The following is a 21,029-nucleotide window of genomic DNA, read 5'->3' on the forward strand; positions in this document are numbered from 1 at the left end:
CAAGGCCGGCTCCTGCAACTCATGTAGGAGCCAGCGTTGCTGGCGAAGGCATCAGAGGGCGCGCTGCAACCCTTCCAGGCAGGTCGCCAGGTGGTACGGCGTGGTCGACGGCATATCGTGCCGGCTCACCGCGCCACTGGCGTCGCGGCATTCATGCCAGCCGCCGTCATGCAGAAAGTTCTGCTGCAATGCCTGCAGTTGCGCCAGCACCTTGCCCGCGCTGTCGGGCCGCAGCGCCAACGCACGCAGGTATTCGGCCTGGGCCCAGATGCGCTGGGTGGCGTCACGCACGCTGCCGTCGACATTGAGCATCGCCAGCACCGCACCGTCCTTTACCCCCTGTTGCTCGGCATAGCCGAATGCGCGGCTCAACGAGCCATGCAGCGCGCCGCCGCGCAGCAGCGGTGAGGATTCGAGCAGATAGAACCACTCGAACTGGTGCCCGGGTTCGAACCAGTTATCCACAGCGCCGCGCGGTTTCTCCAGCATCACCCCATGTGTTGGGTCGATGAAGTGCGCCTGCATGGCCTCGGTGAGGTTCACCAGCGCGTCCTGTACCACCGCGTCGTGACGCACCGACAGGGTGGCGAGGAAGGCTTCGGCCAGGTGCATCAGCGGGTTCTGCAACGGCCCGCTGCCCAGCGTCGACCAGTCTTCGGCCAGGCTGGCCTCGTACAGGCCGTGCTCGGTGGCAAAGCGCTCCAGCACCACTTCAAGGGCTGCATTCAAGGTCGACTCGGCCATTGCTTCGTTCACCTTGCCCCAGTAATGCGCGCAGGCGAACACGATGAAGGCGTGGGTGTAGAGGTCCTTGGTGCGGTCCAGCGGGTTGCCCTGGGCGTCGATGCTGTAGAACCAGCCGCCGTGCTCGGCGTCGTGAAAGTGGCGTTGCAGGGTGCGCAGCAGGGCGGCGGCACGTTGCGCGGCGCCAGGCTGCTCGATGCGGCTGCTGAACAGGTACAGCTGGCGCGCGCAGGCCATGGCACGGTAGCGCTGTACCGGCAGGGGCCGGTGCTGCGGGTCGAGGGCTTCGAATGGCAGGGCCATGTCCGCGTTCCAGCCCGGGCCTTGCCACAGCGGCACGATGCGCTGGGCGAAGTGCTGCTGGACGCTGTCGAGCAGGGCAGGGAGTTCAGGCTGGGCGGTACGAAGGTCGGGCATGGAGAGGCGTCGTCGCGGTGGGCGTTTGTGGCGCATGGTAGCAGGAATTGCGGTTCGGCTTGAGCACCCCTTCGCTGGCAAGCCGAGGGCTCAGCGCAGATCGCCGAGCCCTTGCCAGTACTTGGCCCCGACAAAGATGAAGCGCAACTGCTGGGTGATCTTCGCCTGCGCGCTCAACTGCCCCGGTACCGGCTCGGCCGGCGAGTCGATTAGCTCGGGCAGGGTGGCGAACACGGTCTTGACCACCAGGTCGGCCATCACCCCCAGTGCCGCGTCGTCCAGATGCCGCCAGCGCGGCATGCGTTTGAGGTCCGCCGCCAGGTCCGAGCTGATCCCTTCGCGCAGCTTGGCGATGGCCTGGCGCACCGGCTGCGAGCCACCGTACTGCTCGCGGGCCAGGAACAGGAACTGCGCCCGGTTGGCCGCCACCACATCGAGAAAGATGCGCACCGAAGCATCGGTGATGCCGCCCAGTTCGAATTCGTTGTGGCGCACCAGGCGGATGGTCTGGCGGAAGGTTTCGTCCACCTCGTTGACCAGTGCCAGCCCCAGCTGGTCCAGGTCGCAGAAGTGGCGGTAGAAGCCGGTGGGCACGATGCCGGCGGTCTTGGCTACCTCGCGCAGGCTGATGCTGCCGAAGCCTCGGCCGCTCTCCATCAGGTGGCGGGCGGCATCCAGCAGGGCCTGTCGGGTCTGTAGCTTTTGTTCGGCGCGCGGCAGCATGGCGAGTATCGGTTCACAGTCATACAGCCCTGCACTCTAGGGCCTGGGCCGCAAAAAACAAAGCCCGGTCGATGGACCGGGCTGTGGGCGCGGGCACTGGCGCATGGGCTCAGCTCGCGCGGCTGTTGCGTTCGATCAGACGGTCCGAGCCGCCTTCGGCGATGCGAGTGCTGCGTTCGACAAGGCGGTCGGAACCACCTTCGGCAACGCGGTTGCTGCGCTCGATCAGGCGGTCAGAACCGCCTTCGGCCAGGGTCTTGAGGGGCTGTGCAATGACGCTGGCGCTGTCGCGGGCTTCGGCCGAGAGGTTCTGTTCGGTGGCGGGTACGGCGAAGGCGTTGGCAGCCAGCAGGCTGAGGGCAAAACTGAGCAGCAATGGGCGTTTCATGATCTGGCGCTCCTTGGGAGGGCTGGTAAGTGGGTACGGCGCCAATGCTACGCTTGGGGGTCAGATAAAGAAGTTCATAAAGATAATGGTAACAATCGACGGCATTGATAGTCGGAAGTGTTAAGTGCCCTCAACGGGCATGGCTGTTCGCCATGCTGTCATCAGGAGATTCGTGCAATGACGCGCCCTGCCAAAATTCTCACCTGGACCTTCGCCACTGTGCTGTTGTTGCTGGCGGTCCTGATCATCGTCATCGCCACCTTCGACTGGAACCGCATCAAGCCCACCCTCAACGAAAAGGTCTCCGAGGCCTTGCACCGACCTTTTGCGATCAATGGCGACCTGGCCGTGCGCTGGCAGCGCGATCGCGACGAGGGCGGCTGGCGCGCCTGGGTGCCATGGCCGCGCTTCATCGCCCAGGACCTGACCCTGGGCAACCCCGAGTGGCTCAAGGCGCCGCAGATGGTCGGCCTGCAGCGCGTGGAGTTTCGCCTCTCGCCGCTGCCGCTGCTGGCCCAGCGCATCGTGATCCCGCGTATCGACCTGACCCTGCCGGTGGCCAGCCTCAAGCGCCTGGCCGATGGCCGCGCCAACTGGACCTTCGATTTCGGGCCCAAGGACGAGAACGCCGAGCCGTCCAAATGGGTGCTGGATATCGGCGCCATCGGCTTCGACAAAGGCGAGGTGGCCTTCGACGACCAGACCCTCAAGACCGTGGTGAAGGTGCAGGTCGACCCGCTGGGCAAGCCCATCCCGTTCACCGACATCGTCGGCAAGGCCAGCGCCGACAAGGCGGCGAGCCAGGGTTCGGCGCCCCAGGACTACGCCTTCGGCTTCAAGGTCGACGGCCGCTACAAGGGCCAGCCGTTGAATGGCAGCGGCAAGATCGGCGGGCTGCTGGCACTGCAGGACGCCACGCAGCCGTTTCCGCTGCAGGCTGACGTGCGCATCGCCGACACGCGCGTCGCAGTGGCCGGCACCCTGACCGACCCGCGCAACCTTGGCGCGCTCGACCTGCGCCTGCGCCTGTCGGGCGCAAGTCTGGGCAATCTGTACCCACTGACCGGCGTGACCCTGCCCGACTCGCCGGCCTATTCCACCGACGGCCACCTGATCGCCAAGCTGCACGAGCCGGGCGGGGCGGTGTTCCGCTACGAGGGCTTCAACGGCAAGATCGGCGACAGCGATATCCATGGCGACATGGCTTTCGTCGCCAGCCAGCCGCGGCCAAAGCTCACCGGCAAGCTGGTGTCCAACCAACTGCTGTTCAAGGATCTTGGCCCGCTGATCGGCGCCGACTCCAACGCCGAACAGAAGGCCCGTGGTGGCGCGAGCAAGCAGCCGGCCGGCAAGGTGCTGCCGGTGGAGGAGTTTCGCACCGAGCGCTGGCGCACCATGGACGCCGACGTGAGCTTCAGCGGCAAGCGCATCGTGCACAGCGAAGAACTGCCCTTCAAGGACCTGGCCGCGCACTTCGTGCTCGATGACGGCGTGCTGCGCCTGGAGCCGCTGAGTTTCGGCGTGGCCGGCGGCAAGCTGGATGCGCAGATCCGCCTGGATGGCCGCGCGGTGCCGATGCAGGGGCGTGCGCGCCTGAGTGCGCGCAACTTCAAGCTCAAGCAGCTGTTCCCCACCTTCGAACCGATGAAGACCAGCTTCGGTGCGCTCAATGGCGATGCCGACATCAGTGGCCGCGGCAACTCGGTGGCGGCCTTGCTGGGCACCTCCAATGGCGACCTGCGGCTGCTGATCAACGATGGCGCGATCAGCCGTGGCCTGATGGAGATCGCCGGGCTCAACGTGGGCAACTACGTGGTGGGCAAGCTGTTTGGCGACAACGAGGTGAAGATCAACTGCGCGGCGGCGGACTTCGGCATCAAGGACGGCCTGGCCAGTACGCGCCTGTTCGTGTTCGACACCGAGAACGCGATCATCTACATCGATGGCACGGCCAACTTCGCCACCGAGCAACTGGACCTGAAGATCAACCCCGAGTCCAAGGGCCTGCGCCTGTTCTCGCTGCGCTCGCCGTTGTACGTGCGCGGGCCGTTTGCCAAGCCGAGTGCGGGCGTGCAGGCGATTCCGCTGGCGTTGCGCGGGGCGGGGATGGTGGCGTTGGGGGTGGCGGTAGCGCCGGCGGCGGCGTTGCTGGCGCTGGTGGCGCCCAGTGGCGGGGACGAGAACCAGTGCACGCCGTTGCTGGAGCAGATGCGTTCGGGCAAGGCGCCCAAGACCGTCAAGGCTGGCTAAACGCATCGCGGGTCAAGCCCGCTCCCACAAGGATCACCACGGACCCTGTGGGAGCGGGCTTGACCCGCGATGAAGTCGCTGCGGTTTACAGCCCTTTGAGCAGATCCGCCATATCGTCCGCGTGCTCTTCTTCCTGGGCCAGGATGTCTTCGAAGATGCGCCGGGTGGTCGGGTCGCTGTCACCGATGTACTGGATGATCTCGCGGTAGCTGTCGATGGCGATGCGCTCAGCGACCAGGTCTTCGAGCACCATTTCCTTGAGGGTCTTGCCTGCCACGTACTGCGCGTGGGAGTTCTTGCTCAGGTTGTCGGGGTTGAAGTCCGGTTCGCCGCCCAGCTGCACGATGCGCTCGGCCAGCTTGTCGGCGTGCTCCATCTCCTGGTTGGCGTGCTCCAGGAACTCTTCGGCGGCCACGTTGGCCTTGATCCCCTCGGCCATGAAGTAGTGGCGTTTGTAGCGCAGTACGCACACCCACTCGGTGGCCAGCGACTCGTTCAGCAGGCGCAGGATCTTTTCGCGGTCGGCGGTGTAGCCTTCGGTCACCGCACCGTCTTCCACGTGCTGGCGGGCGCGGTGGCGCAGGGTTTGTACATCGGTCAGTTCAACGTTGCTCATCATGTTCTCCAAGCTGAAAACGGGATTTCACGCTCTGACGGCGCGTCGGGTGCACAGTGTGTGATTGATTGGCGCGCTAAAAGTTTTACGCGCCGGGAAGGGCCTGTTCGTCCTTCTGGCGTTGCTCGCACGTCTTGAAGCCCTTGGCATCCACATGCCCGGTGGCATCGAAACGCACGTAGTAAGCCTGTTGCTTGCCCTCATGGTTTAGCACGTAGTTGTTGCATGTGCCGCCGTGGGGCAGGTCGATGACGGAGGAAGGGCTGCCGCCGATGGCGATCACCTGCTGCATGGTCATGCCGTTGCCCACCTGCTTGACCAGCGGCTGTTCGCGGTAGGTCACGTAGTCCACAGGGTTTTCAGGGCGGTTGCTGCCGCAGCCTACCAGGGTGGCGCTTGCCAGCAGGGCTGCCAGGGCGTGCTTGTACATGGTCTCGCTCCCTTGTGAAGGCCGTCATGGCCTGATAAGGGTTGGAACCGCAGCGCACGCCGGGAGTTCGATTGCAGTTGCCATTGTTGTGCCTGTAGGGTGGTGCGCACTGCCACGGATCGGGAGGGGCCGCCATGTCGCAAGCGCTTGCAACGCGTTATCCACTGGTACTGGTGCCGGGCATGCTCGGCTTCGTGCGCCTGGTTCTGTACCCGTACTGGTTCGGCATTGTCGCGGCCCTGCGCCGGGGCGGGGCCACGGTGTTCCCGGTGCAGGTCTCGCCGGTCCACGGCAACGAGGTGCGCGGTGAACAGCTGCTGCGCATCATCGACGACCTGCGCCGCCGCACCGGCGCCGACAAGGTTCACCTGCTGGGCCACAGCCAGGGTGCGCTGACCGCCCGTTATGCGGCGGCCAGGCGCCCGGAATGGGTGGCCTCGGTCACCTCCATCGCGGGCCCCAACCACGGCTCCGAACTGGCCGACTACCTGGACAAACACTACCCCGGCGATTCCGCCCGCGGGCGCCTTCTCAAGTGGGTGCTGCACGGTCTGGCACGGCTGATGGGCTGGCTGGAAACCGGCTGGCGCGGGGCAGGCCTGCCCATCGACGTGCACGCCTCGCACCAGTCGCTGACGTTCGAGGGCGTGGCCCTGTTCAACCAGCGTTATCCACAGGGCCTGCCGCTGACCTGGGGTGGCCAGGGGCCGGCCGAGGTCGACGGGGTGCGCTACTACTCGTGGTCGGGCACCTTGCAGCCGGGCATCACCGACAGCGGGCGCAACCGCTTCGATGGCAGCAACCGCTTCTGCCGCCTGTTCGCGCGCACCTTCGTGCGTGAACCGGGCCAGTGCGACGGTATGGTCGGGCGGTTCAGCTCGCACCTGGGCCAGGTGATCGGCGACGACTACCCGCTGGATCACCTGGATATCGTCAACCAGTCACTCGGCGCGGTGGGCAAGGGCGCCGACCCGGTACGGCTGTTTACCGAGCACGCGGCGCGTCTGAAGGCGGCGGGGCTTTGAGGCGGCGCAGCGGGGTGGTCCAGCGTTCGGCCAGAATCACCCCGGCCAGGGTCAGCACGCCGCCCACCAGGTGATACGGCGCCAGGCGTTCGTCGAGCACCAGTGCCGCGATCACCGCGGTCAGCGCCGGCAGCAGGTTGAAGAACAGCGTGGTGCGGCTGGGCCCCAGGCGCACCACCGCCTGCATCCACACCAGTGGCGCCACGATCGAGGCCAGCACGCAGGCATAGAGCACCAGGCCGATGTTGTCCACGCTCAGCCCGGCCTTGGGCGAGAACAGGTACAGCGGCAACAGCACCACGATCGCCACCAGCACCTGCAGGTACAGCAGTTGCAGCGGCGGCAGGCGCAGTTGCCACTTTTTCAGCAGGGTGCTGTACACCGCATAGGCCAGGGTGGCGATCAGCATCATCGCGTCTCCCAGGTTCAGGCCGTGGGCCAGCAGCGCGGCCGGGTCGCCGCCGGACACCACCACCAGCACCCCGGCGAACGACACCAGTGCACCCAGCAGCGCGCCGGCGCTCAGGCGCTGGCCCAGGGTGGCGATGGCCAGGGCCAGCGACATCAGCGGCATCAGCGACAGGATGATGCCCATGTTGGTGGCGCTGGTGATGGCGGCGGCAAAGTACGCCAGGCTCTGGTACACCGCCATGCCCAGCACCCCGAGGATGACGATCTTGCCCAGGTGCGGACGGATCGCCGCGCGGTTGCGCAGCACTGCCCGCAGCAGGAACGGGCTGAGCAGCAGGCCGGCGAGCACCCAGCGGTAGAAGCCGATCTCGGCAGGGAAGATGGCGCCGACGGCCAGCTTGTTGACCACGGTGTTGCCGGCCCAGATCAGAATGGCCAGCAGGGGGAACGCATAATTCATGCAACAGGGACTCTTTGAAGATGACGGCGGTCATTATCCGCCTGTCTGTCTGGATGTTTATACTGCGATCCAGACAACCCGCCCATTGATCCAGACAGCATTCGACCGACAGCATGGCACGCAAATACCTCGACATCCCGCAGCTGGACGCGCTACCGGCACCGGTGTACTTCCGCTATGACGAGTTCGGCGCCGATACCCACAGCGCCGCGCACCGTCACGCCTGGGGCCAGCTCAACTACACCGCCCACGGGGTGATGCAGCTGGAGATCGACGGTCGGCGCTTTTTCTCGCCGCCCAACTACGCGGTATGGGTGCCGCCGGACACCGAGCATGGTTGCTACAACCCCCAGGCCGTGGTGTACCGCTCGGTGTACATCACCCGCGAGCTGAGCCAGAGCCTGCCTGCGCAGCCGTGCAGCCTGGTGATCAGCGACATCCTCAAGGCCATCCTCGGCGATTTTGCCCGGCGCGACGTCAAGGTACCGCGCACCGATGCCGACCAGCGCCTGGCCCAGGTGCTGGTGGACCAGTTGCACTGCGCGCCGGTGCACACCGGCTACCTGCCGTATGCCCAGGGCCCGGGCCTGCGCAGCGTGCTGCAGGCCCTGCAGCGCAGCCCTGGGGACAACCGTCCGCTGGGCGACTGGGCGGCCAGCGTGCACGTGAGCGAGCGCACCCTGGCCCGCCAGTTCATCCGCGAGCTGGGTATCAGCTTTGGCGAATGGCGCCAGCGTCTGCGGTTTCTGCGGGCCATCGAGGCCCTGGAGGGCGAGCAGAGCATCCAGCAGATCGCCTTCGACCTGGGCTACGGCAGCCCATCGGCTTTTATCGCGATGTTCCAGCGCCAGGCCCAGTGCACCCCGGAGCAGTACCGACGCCAGGCGCGCCGCGGCTGACAGGGGTTTGTAAAAATTCTTGTCTACACTGGTGTCGAGGCTGCGCGGATGGCGTGGCGACCAGGAGAATGCCCCATGAAAATGTTGCGTGTGCCGTTGCTGCTGCTTGGCGTCCTGATGTGTTCGCAGGGGTTCGCCGCCACCGCACAGCAGGAGAAGATGAAGACCTGCAATGCCGACGCTACCTCCCAGGCGCTCAAGGGTGACGCGCGCAAGGCGTTCATGAGCACCTGCCTGAAAAAGGCCGAGCCCGCGACCCAGCAGGAGAAGATGAAGACCTGCAATGCCGACGCCACCACCCAGGCGCTCAAGGGCGACGAGCGCAAGGCGTTCATGAGTACCTGCCTGAAGAAGAAATGAGCCCTCGCTGAGGCTCAGTCGCGTGCCGGCAGGCCCACATACACCAGCCGGTCCACGCCCTCGCCAAAGAAGAACGAGAACGGCCGCCCCAGTGCGTCCATGCGCTGGTTGCACTCGGCGTGCAGTTCCCGGGCACGCGCATGGGTCATCTCGGCCATCGGCGCCGATACCAGTGGCGGGCCGATCACGAAGTGCAGGTGAATGTTGTCGGGGTTCAGGTAGTCGAGCCAGTTGCGGGTGCTGAACGCCACCTGCAGGGTGCCGTTATCGACCAGTCGGCGCAGCGCCGCGTCTTCGAACTGCAGGTGCACTGGCACCTGGGCAGCCTGGAAGTCGCGGTTGCGCACGTGCAGCAGGCCCTGACGGCCCGAGCCGAGCTCGCCTGGCCCGGTGGCGAGCATGTAGAACGGCAGTGTCGGAGTCATGCCGGCCTCCAGGGTGCAGAGCATCTGGTCATCGGCCTGCGGCAGCACCTTGAGGTAGGGGTTGCTGTGCGGCGGGGTACCGATGCCCTGGCCAAGGGCAATGTGCAGGTTCTGCGGGGTCAGCACGGTGGTGTCGAAGTGACGCGGCGGCGCGCCCGTGCCCTGGCGCTGGCCGGTCAGCCCCTGGGCCTGGTCGGCGTCGAAACGCAGCTTCATGTTCAGGGTCACCGCATTGCGTGCCGGGATGATGGCTTCGAACACCTCGCGAATCTCGTCCAGCTGCTGTGGGCTCAGTGAGTCGTCCGTCAGGCGCAGGTGCACCACCTTGTCGTTGTACTCGTCCATCTCCATCACCAGGCTGTCGGTGGGGATGTGGTGCGCGGCCAGCAGCGCGAAGATCGATTCACGGTAGCTGTAATGCACGTCCCGGCTGTAGTACAGGTCGCCCACCGGCGCCTGGAAGTGCAGCAACAGAAAGTCCTTGTCACAGCCTGCGAGCAACAGCGCGAGCGCGCACAGCAGTACCTTACGCATGGGGTTCCTTGGCCGTGTCGGCGTGTTCCTGCAGCGGCAGCAGGCGAGGCTGCCACAGGCGCAGGGTTTCGATGAGGGTGGGCCGACCATTGACGCTAAGAATGATGGCCACGCCCCGGCTGAACATCACCTCCACCTCGTTGTGCGGGTCGGTCTTGTCCTCGATGTCCTCCAGCGGCATGTGCACCGCGATGCCCTGGATGCGGTGGTGTATTTCGCCGAAGTGCTGCAGCGAGTAGCCCCAGGTGTCCAGCGGGCCTTGCAGGCGGTACACCGCGGCGCGCTTGCCGGTGACGTGGGCCAGTTTCTTCCAGGGCAGGTCGGTGGTGCCGACCAGCTTGCGCAGCATGTAGGCCGGGCCGCCGAGAAACGCCAGGGCCTCGCGCTCGCCGTCGTTCAGCTGGCGTATCGGGGTGGCGCGGCGCAGGTACCTGACGCGATTGAGCCAGGTCATGAAGAACGTCCAGAAGATCGGCGTGATGCGCCAGACAATCAGCACGCAGAGAATCGGCACCAGTATTTCGAGGATATCTTTTTCGCGCATGCGCGCTCCTGCGATTGCGCATGGGCGCGCGGTCATTCCGTGAGGGCGGGCATCATAGAAAGATTGCCCTGGCAACGCCAGCGCGCCGCGCCCCGCGTGCCCCTATGCCTGCTCGTAGAAGGCTGGCAGACTGCCGTCTTTGTGGTCTTTCTGCCTCCGAGGTTGTATGACATTTACCCAGCGCCAGATCGTCCTGGCGAGTTGGCTCATCGTGTTCACCGGGTTGCTGCTGGCGCTGCCGCTCAAGCTGCTGCCCAGCCTGCTGGCCGGCCTGCTGGTGTTCGAGCTGGTCAACATGCTCACGCCCAAGTTGCAGCACCTGATTGCCGGGCAGCGTGCGCGCTGGGTGGCGGTGGCGTTGCTGGGCACGCTGATCGTGAGCGTGCTGAGCCTGCTGTTTGCCGGGGCCATCAGCTTTCTGCTGCACGAGGCGGAGAATCCCGGCGCGTCGCTGGACAAGTTCATGCTGCTGGTGGACCAGGCGCGCGGGCAGTTGCCGCCGTTCATCGACGCCTACCTGCCGGCCAGTGCGGCGGAGTTCAAGGTGGCCATCGGCGAATGGTTGCGCACCCACCTGGCCGACCTGCAACTGGTGGGCAAGGGCGCGGCGCACATGTTCGTGACCTTGCTGATCGGCATGATCCTGGGCGCCATCGTGGCCTTGCAGCGCATCCCCGACCTGACCCAGCGCAAACCGCTGGCCGCGGCCTTGTTCGAGCGCCTGTCGCTGCTGGTGCAGGCGTTTCGCAACATCGTGTTCGCGCAGATCAAGATCTCGCTGCTCAACACCGCCTTTACCGGGGTATTCCTGGCGGTGGTGCTGCCGCTGTTCGGGGTGCACCTGCCGCTGACCAAGACGCTGATCGTGCTGACCTTCCTGCTGGGGCTGCTGCCGGTGATCGGCAACCTGATGTCCAACACGCTGATCACCATCGTCGGCCTGTCGCTGTCGATCTGGGTGGCGGTGGCGGCGCTGGGCTACCTGATCGTGATCCACAAGGTCGAGTACTTTCTCAATGCGCGCATCGTGGGCGGGCAGATTCGCGCCAAGTCGTGGGAGCTGCTGCTGGCGATGCTGGTGTTCGAGGCGGCGTTCGGCTTGCCGGGCGTGGTCGCGGGGCCGATCTACTATGCGTACCTGAAGAGCGAGTTGCGCCGGGCCGAGCTGGTGTAAGGCCTACGGGCCTCTTCGCCAGCCTTGCTGGCGAAGAGGCCAACTCATTTCTGTGGATAAGTGACCGCTTCCACGCGATCCAGCCCCGCACCCATGAAGAAGGTGTACGGCCGCCCGAGCTTCATCTGCTCGGCGTAGCACTGGCTGTTCAGCGCCTTGACCCGATAGTCGATCTGGTAGGCACGCATCAGCTCGTGCTCGCCCAGGTCCGCCAGCTTGAACGCGATGCTCAGGCTCTTGCGGTTCTGCTCGTCAGCCGGCAGCAGCGCGAGTTCACCCTTGTCGACCTGCTGCTGCAGGCTGGCCTGCTTGAAGCGGTAGCGGGCACTCACCTTCCACAGGCTGAAGGCATCCGCTTCGCCTGTTTCGGCAAACTCCAGCACCACCCGCTGCGGGTCATCGCCCTTGGCCGCGTAGACGTCGGTCATGCCCGGGTAATACTGGCGCGGGCTGATGTACAGCAGGCAACTGACCTCGGCCTGCACCTGTTCGTTGACATCCATCGTGGTGCCCGGCCATTGCTCCGGCATCGCGGCCACCGTGCTCACTTCGTCGCCCGGTTCGGCGGGCAGGGTGAACGAGGCGGGCATCGCCTCCAGGGCCTGCAGCTGGCTTGGGGTCAGGCGCTGGCGCTCGGCGGCGGTGGGTTGCAGGGTGACTTCGATAGCGAAGGTGACAGCGTTGCGCGCCTGCACGATGTCCTCGAACAGCCCGCGCAGGGCGGCCTGCTGCTGTTCATCCAGCGGTTGCAGCAGCACCACATGCACCAGGCGCTTGTCCTCGGCATCCACGTCGAAACGCAGGCGCTTGGGGTCGACCTGGCGCTGTTCGAGGGCCTCGCCGATCATCTGCAGGTTGATCGGGTCCAGCCCCCAGCGGGCGGTGCCGACGTCAGTCTGAAAGCGCACGCTCATGAATGTTTCATCGCCGCAGCCGCCCAGCAGCAGCGCGCTCGACAGTGCCAGGGTTCTGGCCAGGTTCATTGGGTTTCTTCCTTGTAGGTCACCGATTCGAGCCGGTCCAGGCCGTCCCCGACCCGAAAGCTCAGGGGGCGTGGCAAGTGATTGGCAGCGCTTTCGCACGAATGGATCAGCTGCGAAGCATTGGGTTGCAACGGAAAACTGCGGTACAGCCGCTGTTGCCCCAGGTCCGAAAAACCCAGCATCACCACCAGTGGGTCCACCGACAGGTAGTTCGGCTCGATGAGCCACAGTTCGCCTTTGTCGATCCTGCCTTGCAGGCCGGCGTCGGTCAGCCGGTAATGCGCCGGGTAGTGCGCTTCGCCCAGCTCGACGCTGACCTGATTGGCCGTGTCCAGCGTCATCTGCCACAGGCCGGTGATGCCTTCTGGCAACGGCTTTACCGGCAGCGCCTGCAGTTGGCAGGTGACCTTGGAGTTGATGCGTTCGGTCACGTCCCGCGGCACGTTGTCGTCGTCCCTGGGCATCAGCGCCATGGTCAGCACCGTCGGGCTGAGCTCCAGCGGGATCAACAGCGGTTGCGGCAGCGCGTCGATCCGCTGGCGCTCTGCCGCGCTTAGGGCCTGGCGTTGCTCGGGGGGGATGTCCAGGGTGAGTTCGATCTGCAGCGTGTTCGCCACGCGTGCCTGCAGGATCTCGTCGAACGGTTCGCGCAACGCCTTGCGCTGCGCCTCGCTCAGCGGCTGCAGTTCCCTCACGTACACCAGGTGTTGGTCTTCGAGGTCGACCCGCCAGCGCAGGCTTTTCGGGTCGATCTGGCGTTGCACCAGGGCCTCGTCGATCATCTGCTGCTTGCGCGCGTCCAGGCCGGTGCCCGACGAGCCGGCCGAGTCCTCGAAGCGCAGGGTCATCAGGTCGTCGTTGCAACCGGCCAGCAGCAAGGCGCTGATCAGCGCCAGGGGTTTGAAACTCATCTGTTCACGTCCTTGTGGGGCGGCGGGCTAGCCGTAACGCTTGCGGGCTTCGATCGCCAGGCCGCTACCGATGCTGCCGAAGATGTTGCCCTCGACGTGGCGCGCGTTGGGCAGCATGGCCGCCACGCTCTGGCGCAGGGCAGGGATGCCGCTGGAGCCGCCGGTGAAGAATACCGTGTCGACCTGCGCCACCCCTACACCGGCCTTGTTCAGCAGCTCGCCGACGCTGCCACGCACACGTTCGAGCAGGCTGTCGATGGACGCCTCGAACAGCGCACGGGTCAACTCCACACTCAGCTCGGGCTGCACGCGCTTGAGGTCGACCAGGCGGCTGTCGCTGTGGGTCAGCTCGATCTTGGTGGCTTCCACTTCCATCGCCAGCCAGTGCCCGGCGCGCTGTTCGATCAGCTTGAACAGGCGGTCGATGCCGTCGGTGTCCTCGATGTCGTAGCGCATGCTGCCCAGCGCCAGCTGGGATTTCTGCGAGTACACCGAGTTGATGGTGTGCCAGGTGGCCAGGTTCATGTGGTGGCTGGTGGGCATGAAGGCACCGCTTTTCATGCGGCTGCCATAGCCGAACAGCGGCATCACGCCCTGCAGGCTCAACTGCTTGTCGAAGTCGGTACCGCCGATGTGCACGCCACCGGTGGCCAGGATGTCGGCGTGGCGGTCATCGAGCATGTGGCGCTCGGGGGCCAGGCGTACCAGCGAGAAGTCCGAGGTACCACCGCCGATGTCGACGATCAGCACCAGCTCTTCGCCCTGGATGCTCGACTCGTAGTCGAAGGCTGCGGCGATGGGTTCGTACTGGAACGACACGTCCTTGAAGCCGATCTTCTTCGCCACCTCGGCCAGGGTGTCTTCGGCCTCCTGGTCGGCGGCCTGGTCGTCGTCGACGAAATGCACCGGGCGGCCCAGCACCACCTCGTCGAAGTCGCGCCCGGCATTGGCCTCGGCACGCTTCTTCAGCTCGCCGATGAACATGCCCAGCAGGTCCTTGAACGGCAGCGCGGTGCCCAGCACGCTGGTGTCGTGCTTGATCAGCTTGGAGCCCAGCAGGCTCTTGAGCGAGCGCATCAGGCGGCCTTCGTAGCCCTCCAGGTACTCGTGCAGGGCAAGCCGGCCATAGACCGGGCGCCGCTCCTCGATATTGAAGAACACCACCGAGGGCAAGGTGATCTTGCCGTCTTCCAGGGCAATCAGCGAATCCACGCCGGGACGGTGCCAGCCGACGGTGGAATTGGAGGTGCCGAAGTCGATACCGCAGGCGCGGGCCGGGGATGCGTGACTCATGGGTGTGCTTCCGGGGGAAAAACGGCCGCGCAGTTTATGCCAGCCATCGGCAGAATCAAGACCGAATATCTGCTCGACAGCAATCCTTTGTCCGACTTGAAAGGCTATGCTTGACCCCAATCTTCACAGCAGTGATGCATTCGATAACCGATGGTGAATCGTAAAGATGGACTTCAAAGACTATTACAAGATCCTTGGCGTAGAGCCCACGGCGGATGAAAAGGCGATCAAGACCGCCTACCGCAAGCTTGCGCGCAAGTATCACCCGGACGTCAGCAAAGAGCGCGACGCCGAAAACCACTTCAAGGAAGTGAACGAGGCCTATGAGGCCCTGAGCAGCCCTGAAAAGCGCGCCGAATACGACGAGCTGCGCAAGTACGGCCAGCACGGCCGGCCCTTCCAGGGCCCGCCGGGCTGGGAAAGCCGTGGCGGTGGCGGTGGCGGTGCCGACTTTGGCGGCGGCGACTTCTCGGACTTCTTCAGTTCCATTTTCGGCTCGGCCGGACGTGGCAACGGCAACCCCTTTGGCCGTGGCCAGCAACGCAGTGCCGGTCGGCGAGGGCAGGACGTGGAAATGGAACTGGCGATTTTCCTCGAGGAAACCCTGGCCAACGAGTCGAAGAAGATCAGCTTCCAGGTGCCGCAGTACAACGCGGCCGGGCAGCGCACGGGCGACACCACCAAGACCCTCAACGTCAAGATCCCTGCCGGGGTGACCGACGGCGAGCGCATCCGCCTCAAGGGCCAGGGTGCACCGGGCGTGGGCGGCGGCGCCAATGGCGACCTGTACCTGATCATTCGCCTGGCACCCCACCCGCTGTTCGATGTCGAAGGTCATGACCTGATCATCACCGTGCCGCTGGCACCGTGGGAGGCTGCGCTGGGCACCAAGGTCGAGATGCCGACCCTGACCGGCAAGGTCAACCTGACCATCCGCCCCGACAGCCAGAGCGGCCAGCGCCTGCGCATCAAGGGCATGGGCCTGAGCAACAAGCAGGGCCAGCGTGGCGACCTGTATGCGCAGCTGAAGGTGGTGATGCCGACGCAATCGAGCGCCGAAGCCCGCGAACTGTGGACCAAACTGTCGGAGAAGGCCGGGTTCAACCCGCGAACTCAATGGAGTAAGTGACCATGAGCAGTACCCTGATCGTTCAACTGGACATGCGAACCCTTTGTCAGGAGGCCGATGTACCGGCAGCCTACGTGATCGAGATCGTCGAACACGGCATCGTTGAACCTTCGGGGCGAACGCCGGAGGAATGGGTGTTCGACGACCGTGCCCCGGTGCTGGCCAAGCGCGCGGCCAAGCTGCACCAGGAGCTGGAGCTGGAGTGGGAAGGGGTGGCGCTGGCGCTGGAGCTGCTGGAGGAAGTGAAGCAGTTGCGCAGTGAGAATTCGATGTTGAAGCAGCGCCTGGGAAGGTTTGTGCAAGGCTGACCGGCCCAATCGCGGGTCAAGCCCGCTCCCACCGATACGCCGTTGGCCTCCAAGCCAGCGCTGTACCTGTGGGAGCGGGCTTGACCCGCGATGAGGCCCTCAGCCCTGTGGGGGCTGCGCCCCCGGTGCCAGCATCAGTTGCATGAAGGTCAGATCCAGCCACTTGCCGAACTTCACCCCCACCTGCGGCATCTGTCCGTTCAGGGTGAAGCCCAGCCGCTCGTGCAGGCGGATCGACGCCGTATTGCCGCTCTCGATCGCCGCCACCATCACATGCTTGCCACAGCCCCTGGCACGCTCGATCAGCGCCTGCATCAGCAACGGCCCCAGGCCCTGGCCGCGCTGGTCGCTGCGGATGTACACCGAATGCTCCACGGTGTGGCGAAACCCCTCGAACGGGCGCCAGTCGCCGAACGAGGCATAGCCCAGCACGTCCCCTGCCTCATTCACCGCCACCAGAATCGGATAACCCTGCGCCTGGCGCGCCGCGAACCACGCCTGGCGATTGCCCAGGTCGACCGTCTGCTCGTTCCAGATCGCCAGGGTGTTGAGCACCGCATCGTTGTAGATATCACGGATGGCCGGCAGGTCGGCGTGCACGGCGTCGCGGATGTGATTCATGACAGGCTCTCGAAACGGGACAGGCGCACAGATTAAATCGTAACCAGGCCGCGTACACCTTCGGCCTCCATGTTTTCCCCGCGGCCCTGCTGCACGATCTCGCCGCGGGACATCACCAGGTACTGGTCGGCCAGTTCGGCGGCAAAGTCGTAGAACTGCTCCACCAGCAGAATCGCCATGTCGCCACGCGCGGCCAGTTGGCGGATCACCGCACCGATCTCCTTGATCACCGATGGCTGGATGCCTTCGGTGGGCTCGTCGAGGATCAGCAGGCGCGGGCGGCTGGCCAGGGCGCGGCCGATGGCCAGTTGCTGTTGCTGGCCACCGGACAGGTCGCCGCCGCGGCGGTGTTTCATCTGCAGCAGTACCGGGAACAGTTCGTAGATGAAGGCCGGCACCTCCCGCGCCTGGCTGGCGCCGAAGCGTGACAGGCCCATCAGCAGGTTCTCCTCCACCGTCAGGCGCGGGAAAATCTCGCGGCCCTGGGGCACGTAGGCGATTCCGGCGTGCACGCGCTGGTGCGGCTTGAGCGTGGTGATGGCCTGGCCCTCCCAGTGCACGCTGCCTTCGCGGGCGGGCAGCAGGCCCATCAGGCAGCGCAGCAGAGTGGTCTTGCCCACGCCGTTGCGGCCCAGCAGGCAGGTGACCTCTCCGACCTTGGCCTGGAACGACAGGCCACGCAGGATGTGGCTGCCGCCGTAGTACTGGTGCAGGGTGTCGATTTTCAGCATGTACCTTGTCCTTTTTTGTCTGTACCGGCCTCTTCGCCGGCAAGGCCGGCGCCTACCAGAGCCGCGGTGTCTCTGTAGGAGCCGGCGTTGCCGTCGAAGCTTTTCAGCGCCCCAGATAAACCTCGATCACCCGATCATCGGCCTGCACCTGTTCCAGCGAACCCTCTGCCAGCACGCTGCCCTGGTGCAGCACCGTCACATGGTCGGCAATGCTGCCGACAAACCCCATGTCGTGCTCCACCACCATCAGCGAATGCCGGCCGGCCAGGCTTTTGAACAGCTCGGCGGTGAATTCGGTCTCGGCGTCGGTCATGCCCGCCACCGGTTCGTCCAGCAGCAGCAACTGCGGGTCCTGCATCAGCAGCATGCCGATCTCCAGAAACTGCTTCTGCCCATGGGACAGCAACCCCGCCGGGCGCTGCGCCGACCCGGTCAGGCGAATGGTCTGCAGCACCTGGTCGATACGGTCGCGCTGTTCGCCGCCGAGTCTTGCGCACAGGCTGGCCCATACCGACTTGTCGGCCTTCTGCGCCAGTTCCAGGTTTTCGTACACGCTCAAGGCCTCGAACACCGTCGGCTTCTGGAACTTGCGCCCGATGCCGGCCTGGGCGATCTGCACCTCGCTCATGCGCGTCAGGTCCAGGGTCTCGCCGAACCAGGCCTTGCCGGTGGTGGGGCGGGTCTTGCCGGTGATCACGTCCATCAGCGTGGTCTTGCCCGCCCCATTGGGCCCGATGATGCAGCGCAACTCGCCCACGCCGATGTACAGGTTCAGCGCATTCAGCGCCTTGAAGCCGTCGAAGCTCACGCTGATGTCCTCCAGCGTCAGCACCGTGCCGTGGCGCACGTCCAGCCCTGGCTGGCGTGCCTGGCCCAGGCCGATGGCATCGCGACCGCTGCCGGCGTCGATGATCGGTTCGAGCATGAACTCGGGGTGTACGGCAGGCAGTGGTACGCTTCTCATTGTTCACCCCTTTTCTTCAGCAGACCGACCACGCCCCTGGGCAGGTAAAGCGTTACCAGAATGAACAGCGCACCGAGAAAGAACAGCCAGAACTCGGGGAACGCCACGGTGAACCAGCTCTTCATGCCATTGACCACGCCGGCGCCCAGCAGCGGCCCGATCAGCGTGCCGCGCCCGCCCAGGGCTACCCACACGGCGGCCTCGATGGAGTTGGTGGGCGACATCTCGCTGGGGTTGATGATGCCCACCTGCGGCACGTACAGCGCACCCGCCAGGCCGCACAGCACGGCGCTCAGCACCCACACGAACAGCTTGAAGCCGCGTGGGTCGTAGCCGCAGAACATCAGGCGGTTCTCGGCGTCGCGCAGCGCCGTGAGCACGCGCCCGAACTTGCTGCGCGCCAGGCGCCAGCCCAGGTACAGGCTGCCCGCCAGCAAGGCCACGGTTAGCAGGAACAGCACTGCGCGGGTGCCCTGGGCGGTGATCTCGAAACCCAGGATGCTGCGAAAGTTGGTGAAGCCGTTGTTGCCGCCAAAGCCGGTCTCGTTGCGAAAGAACAGCAGCATGCCGGCAAAGGTCAGGGCCTGGGTCATGATCGAGAAGTACACGCCCTTGATCCGCGAACGGAACGCGAAGTAGCCGAACACCAGCGCCAAAAGCCCCGGCGCCAGCACCACCAGGCACAGTGCCCAGGCAAAGTGCTGGGTGCCGGCCCAGTACCACGGCAGCTCGCTCCACGACAGAAAGGTCATGAACGCCGGCAGGCCGTCGCCGGCCGCTTCGCGCATCAGGTACATGCCCATGGCGTAGCCGCCCAGGGCGAAGAACAGGCCATGGCCCAGCGACAGCAACCCGGCGTAGCCCCACACCAGGTCCAGCGCCAGGGCAACGATGGCGTAGCACAGGATCTTGCCCACCAGGGTCAGGGTGTAGGCCGACACCTGCAGGCTGTGGCCGGCTGGCAGCAACGACAGCAGTGGCAGGGCGATCAGCACCAGCAGCACCAGGGCGCCGACGGCCAGGGTCAGGCGCGGGCCGGCCTTTTGTGTAGCAGTGACAAGCAGTGGCTGGTTCATCAGTCGATTACCCGTCCCTTGAGGGCGAACAGGCCTTGCGGACGCTTCTGGATGAACAGAATGATCAGCGCAAGGATGAGGATCTTGCCGAGCACCGCACCGATCTGCGGCTCCAGCAACTTGTTGGCTATGCCCAGGCCGAACGCGGCCCACAGGCTGCCGGCCAGTTGCCCGACGCCACCGAGCACCACCACCAGGAACGAGTCGATGATGTAGCTCTGGCCCAGGTCCGGGCCGACGTTGCCGATCTGGCTCAGGGCCACACCGCCAAGGCCGGCGATACCCGAACCCAGGCCGAAGGCGAGCATGTCCACGCGCCCGGTGGGCACGCCGCAGCAGGCGGCCATGTTGCGGTTCTGGGTGACGGCGCGCACGTTCAGGCCCAGGCGGGTGCGGTTGAGCAGCAGCCAGGTGAGCAGCACCACGCACAGGGCGAAACCGATGATCACCAGGCGGCTGTAGGGCAGCACCAGGTTGGGCAGTACCTGCAGGCCGCCGGAGAGCCAGGCCGGGTTGGCCACCTCGACGTTCTGCGCGCCGAACAGCAGGCGGATGGCCTGGATCAGGATCAGGCTGATGCCCCAGGTGGCCAGCAGGGTTTCCAGCGGGCGCCCGTACAGGTGGCGGATCACCGTGCGTTCGAGCAGCATGCCGACCCCGGCACTCACACCGAAGGCCACCGGCAGTGCCAGCAGCGGGTAGAAGTCCAGCGCGCCGGGGGCGTAGCGCTGCACCAGCACTTGCACCACGTAGGTGCTGTAGGCGCCGAGCATCAGCATTTCGCCGTGGGCCATGTTGATCACCCCCAGCAGGCCGAAGGTGATCGCCAGGCCCAGGGCTGCCAGCAGCAGTATCGAACCCAGCGACAGCCCGCTGAAGGCCTGGCCGAGCAGCTCGCCGATCAGCAGCTTGCGCTTGACCTGGGCCAGGCTGGTTTCGGCGGCGGTGCGCACCGTGGGGTCGGTTTCCACACTGGGGTCGAGCAGGCTTTCGAGGCGGGTGCGGGCCATCGGGTCGCCGGTTTCGCCCAGCAGGCGCACGGCGGCCAGGCGTACGGCGGGGTCTGTCGCGACCAGTTGCAGGTTGGCCAGGGCCAGGCCCAGGGCTGCGTGCACGGCGGCGTCGGGCTCGCTGGCAAAGCGCCGGTCGAGGAAGGCGACCTGAGCGGGCTGCGCGCTTTTCTGCAGTTGCTGGGCGGCGGCCAGGCGGACTCTGGCGTCATCGCTGAGCAGTTGATGGCTGGCCAGGGCGTTGTCCACCAGGCCGCGCAGGCGGTTGTTCAGGCGCAGCTTGCGGCTGTCGTCCGGGCCCAGGCGGCCTTGCTGCAGCGAACTCAGCAGTTCGAGGCGCGCGGGGTCGGGTTGCGCCGCCCAGCCCTGCAGCAGGCTGGCCTGTTCGTTGGGCTTGGCGGCGATGAAGTAGTCGGCGTCGCCAGCGGCCCGGGCTGCCAGAGGCAGCAGCAGGAGCAGGGCGAGCAACAGCGAGTGGAGTGCCTTGGGCATGGCGGCTTCCTCGAAAGGTTAGGTGACTGTCAGGGCCTCTTCGCGGGTCAAGCCCGCTCCTACAGAGTTCGGTGATCCCTGTGGGAGCGGGCTTGACCCGCGATGGGCCGC

General features: G+C 65.6%; 22 protein-coding genes and 1 pseudogene. 7 read left to right on the forward strand and 16 right to left on the reverse strand.

Going from position 1 to position 21,029, the window contains the following annotated elements:
- Positions 1-51 precede the first annotated feature (51 nt).
- The 3 genes and pseudogenes from NJH59_RS22155 to NJH59_RS22165 form a co-directional block, all read right to left on the reverse strand.
- Positions 52-1,161, reverse strand: a complete 1,110-nt coding sequence (locus tag NJH59_RS22155; RefSeq protein WP_253087317.1) for an AGE family epimerase/isomerase — start codon at positions 1,159-1,161, stop codon at positions 52-54.
- A 90-nt stretch (positions 1,162-1,251) separates the two neighbouring features.
- Entirely contained in the window at positions 1,252-1,884 is a 633-nt protein-coding gene (locus NJH59_RS22160) for a TetR family transcriptional regulator (RefSeq protein ID WP_043863508.1), read from the reverse strand.
- 124 nt (positions 1,885-2,008) lie between these two features.
- Positions 2,009-2,272 (reverse strand): annotated as a pseudogene (locus tag NJH59_RS22165) (phage infection protein); the annotation flags it as partial.
- Between the two features lie 177 nt (positions 2,273-2,449).
- Between NJH59_RS22165 and NJH59_RS22170 the strand changes: the two are divergent.
- Positions 2,450-4,522, forward strand: coding sequence for an AsmA family protein (locus NJH59_RS22170; RefSeq protein WP_058541582.1), 2,073 nt, complete (start codon positions 2,450-2,452; stop codon positions 4,520-4,522).
- Between the two features lie 85 nt (positions 4,523-4,607).
- Here NJH59_RS22170 and NJH59_RS22175 read toward each other — a convergent pair whose 3' ends face one another.
- Positions 4,608-5,138 carry a ferritin-like domain-containing protein gene (locus NJH59_RS22175; protein ID WP_043863506.1) on the reverse strand — a complete coding sequence of 177 codons (531 nt, stop codon included), beginning with the start codon at positions 5,136-5,138 and terminating at the stop codon, positions 4,608-4,610.
- A gap of 85 nt (positions 5,139-5,223) precedes the next feature.
- The gene (gene osmE, locus NJH59_RS22180; protein ID WP_043863505.1) at positions 5,224-5,568 is read right to left on the reverse strand and encodes an osmotically-inducible lipoprotein OsmE; all 345 of its coding nucleotides are present in this window, start codon (positions 5,566-5,568) and stop codon (positions 5,224-5,226) included.
- Between the two features lie 134 nt (positions 5,569-5,702).
- On the opposite strand from osmE, the gene NJH59_RS22185 reads away from it, so the two are divergent.
- Complete coding sequence (locus tag NJH59_RS22185) at positions 5,703-6,593, forward strand: triacylglycerol lipase (protein WP_054916166.1); 891 nt, start codon at positions 5,703-5,705, stop codon at positions 6,591-6,593.
- On the opposite strand, the gene NJH59_RS22190 is transcribed toward NJH59_RS22185, so the two are convergent.
- Positions 6,553-7,464 carry a DMT family transporter gene (locus NJH59_RS22190; protein WP_043863503.1) on the reverse strand — a complete coding sequence of 304 codons (912 nt, stop codon included), beginning with the start codon at positions 7,462-7,464 and terminating at the stop codon, positions 6,553-6,555. The two genes, NJH59_RS22185 and NJH59_RS22190, sit on opposite strands and share 41 nt — an antisense overlap.
- A gap of 113 nt (positions 7,465-7,577) precedes the next feature.
- Here NJH59_RS22190 and NJH59_RS22195 point away from each other — a divergent pair, with 113 nt between their 5' ends.
- Positions 7,578-8,363, forward strand: coding sequence for a helix-turn-helix domain-containing protein (locus tag NJH59_RS22195; protein WP_253087318.1), 786 nt, complete (start codon positions 7,578-7,580; stop codon positions 8,361-8,363).
- A gap of 75 nt (positions 8,364-8,438) precedes the next feature.
- Positions 8,439-8,723 (forward strand): PsiF family protein, encoded by a 285-nt coding sequence (locus NJH59_RS22200; protein WP_043863501.1) that lies wholly within the window; start codon positions 8,439-8,441, stop codon positions 8,721-8,723.
- 14 nt (positions 8,724-8,737) lie between these two features.
- Here the strand turns inward: NJH59_RS22200 and NJH59_RS22205 are convergent, their stop codons facing one another.
- Together NJH59_RS22205 and NJH59_RS22210 are read right to left on the reverse strand one after the other, a co-directional pair.
- Positions 8,738-9,682 (reverse strand): hypothetical protein, encoded by a 945-nt coding sequence (locus NJH59_RS22205; RefSeq protein WP_253087319.1) that lies wholly within the window; start codon positions 9,680-9,682, stop codon positions 8,738-8,740.
- Complete coding sequence (locus NJH59_RS22210; protein WP_253087320.1) at positions 9,675-10,226, reverse strand: hypothetical protein; 552 nt, start codon at positions 10,224-10,226, stop codon at positions 9,675-9,677. The genes NJH59_RS22205 and NJH59_RS22210 overlap by 8 nt, the downstream gene beginning before the upstream one ends.
- Before the next feature lie 166 nt (positions 10,227-10,392).
- Between NJH59_RS22210 and NJH59_RS22215 the strand changes: the two genes are divergently transcribed.
- A complete protein-coding gene (locus NJH59_RS22215) occupies positions 10,393-11,400 on the forward strand; it encodes an AI-2E family transporter (RefSeq protein WP_054916161.1) in 1,008 nt (335 codons plus the stop codon).
- 44 nt (positions 11,401-11,444) lie between these two features.
- Here the strand turns inward: NJH59_RS22215 and NJH59_RS22220 are convergent, their stop codons facing one another.
- Genes NJH59_RS22220 through NJH59_RS22230 form a run of 3 tightly spaced genes read right to left on the reverse strand, consistent with a single transcriptional unit; the run spans position 11,445 to position 14,587 of the window.
- Entirely contained in the window at positions 11,445-12,383 is a 939-nt protein-coding gene (locus tag NJH59_RS22220; RefSeq protein WP_043863497.1) for a hypothetical protein, read from the reverse strand.
- On the reverse strand, positions 12,380-13,294 hold the full coding sequence (locus NJH59_RS22225) for a hypothetical protein (RefSeq protein WP_253087321.1): 915 nt from the start codon (positions 13,292-13,294) through the stop codon (positions 12,380-12,382). The genes NJH59_RS22220 and NJH59_RS22225 overlap by 4 nt, the downstream gene beginning before the upstream one ends.
- A gap of 27 nt (positions 13,295-13,321) precedes the next feature.
- Positions 13,322-14,587, reverse strand: a complete 1,266-nt coding sequence (locus NJH59_RS22230; RefSeq protein WP_043863495.1) for an Hsp70 family protein — start codon at positions 14,585-14,587, stop codon at positions 13,322-13,324.
- A 166-nt stretch (positions 14,588-14,753) separates the two neighbouring features.
- Here NJH59_RS22230 and cbpA point away from each other — a divergent pair, with 166 nt between their 5' ends.
- Positions 14,754-15,716: a curved DNA-binding protein gene (gene cbpA, locus NJH59_RS22235; RefSeq protein WP_043863494.1), complete on the forward strand. Its 963-nt coding sequence runs from the start codon at positions 14,754-14,756 to the stop codon at positions 15,714-15,716.
- 2 nt (positions 15,717-15,718) lie between these two features.
- Positions 15,719-16,024: a chaperone modulator CbpM gene (locus tag NJH59_RS22240; protein WP_043863493.1), complete on the forward strand. Its 306-nt coding sequence runs from the start codon at positions 15,719-15,721 to the stop codon at positions 16,022-16,024.
- A gap of 99 nt (positions 16,025-16,123) precedes the next feature.
- On the opposite strand, the gene NJH59_RS22245 is transcribed toward NJH59_RS22240, so the two are convergent.
- The 5 genes from NJH59_RS22245 to urtB all read right to left on the reverse strand — a co-directional run bounded on the left by NJH59_RS22245 (position 16,124) and on the right by urtB (position 20,918).
- Complete coding sequence (locus tag NJH59_RS22245; protein ID WP_058541576.1) at positions 16,124-16,645, reverse strand: GNAT family N-acetyltransferase; 522 nt, start codon at positions 16,643-16,645, stop codon at positions 16,124-16,126.
- A gap of 32 nt (positions 16,646-16,677) precedes the next feature.
- A complete protein-coding gene (gene urtE, locus NJH59_RS22250; RefSeq protein ID WP_043863491.1) occupies positions 16,678-17,376 on the reverse strand; it encodes an urea ABC transporter ATP-binding subunit UrtE in 699 nt (232 codons plus the stop codon).
- A gap of 103 nt (positions 17,377-17,479) precedes the next feature.
- Complete coding sequence (urtD, locus tag NJH59_RS22255) at positions 17,480-18,340, reverse strand: urea ABC transporter ATP-binding protein UrtD (RefSeq protein ID WP_167400197.1); 861 nt, start codon at positions 18,338-18,340, stop codon at positions 17,480-17,482.
- On the reverse strand, positions 18,337-19,416 hold the full coding sequence (urtC, locus tag NJH59_RS22260) for an urea ABC transporter permease subunit UrtC (protein ID WP_043863489.1): 1,080 nt from the start codon (positions 19,414-19,416) through the stop codon (positions 18,337-18,339). Before urtC ends, urtD begins: the two co-directional genes overlap by 4 nt.
- Entirely contained in the window at positions 19,416-20,918 is a 1,503-nt protein-coding gene (gene urtB / locus NJH59_RS22265) for an urea ABC transporter permease subunit UrtB (RefSeq protein WP_229589705.1), read from the reverse strand. Before urtB ends, urtC begins: the two co-directional genes overlap by 1 nt.
- Positions 20,919-21,029: the final 111 nt, after the last annotated feature.

This window comes from Pseudomonas sp. VE 267-6A (assembly GCF_024126555.1).
GTDB lineage: Bacteria > Pseudomonadota > Gammaproteobacteria > Pseudomonadales > Pseudomonadaceae > Aquipseudomonas > Aquipseudomonas palmensis.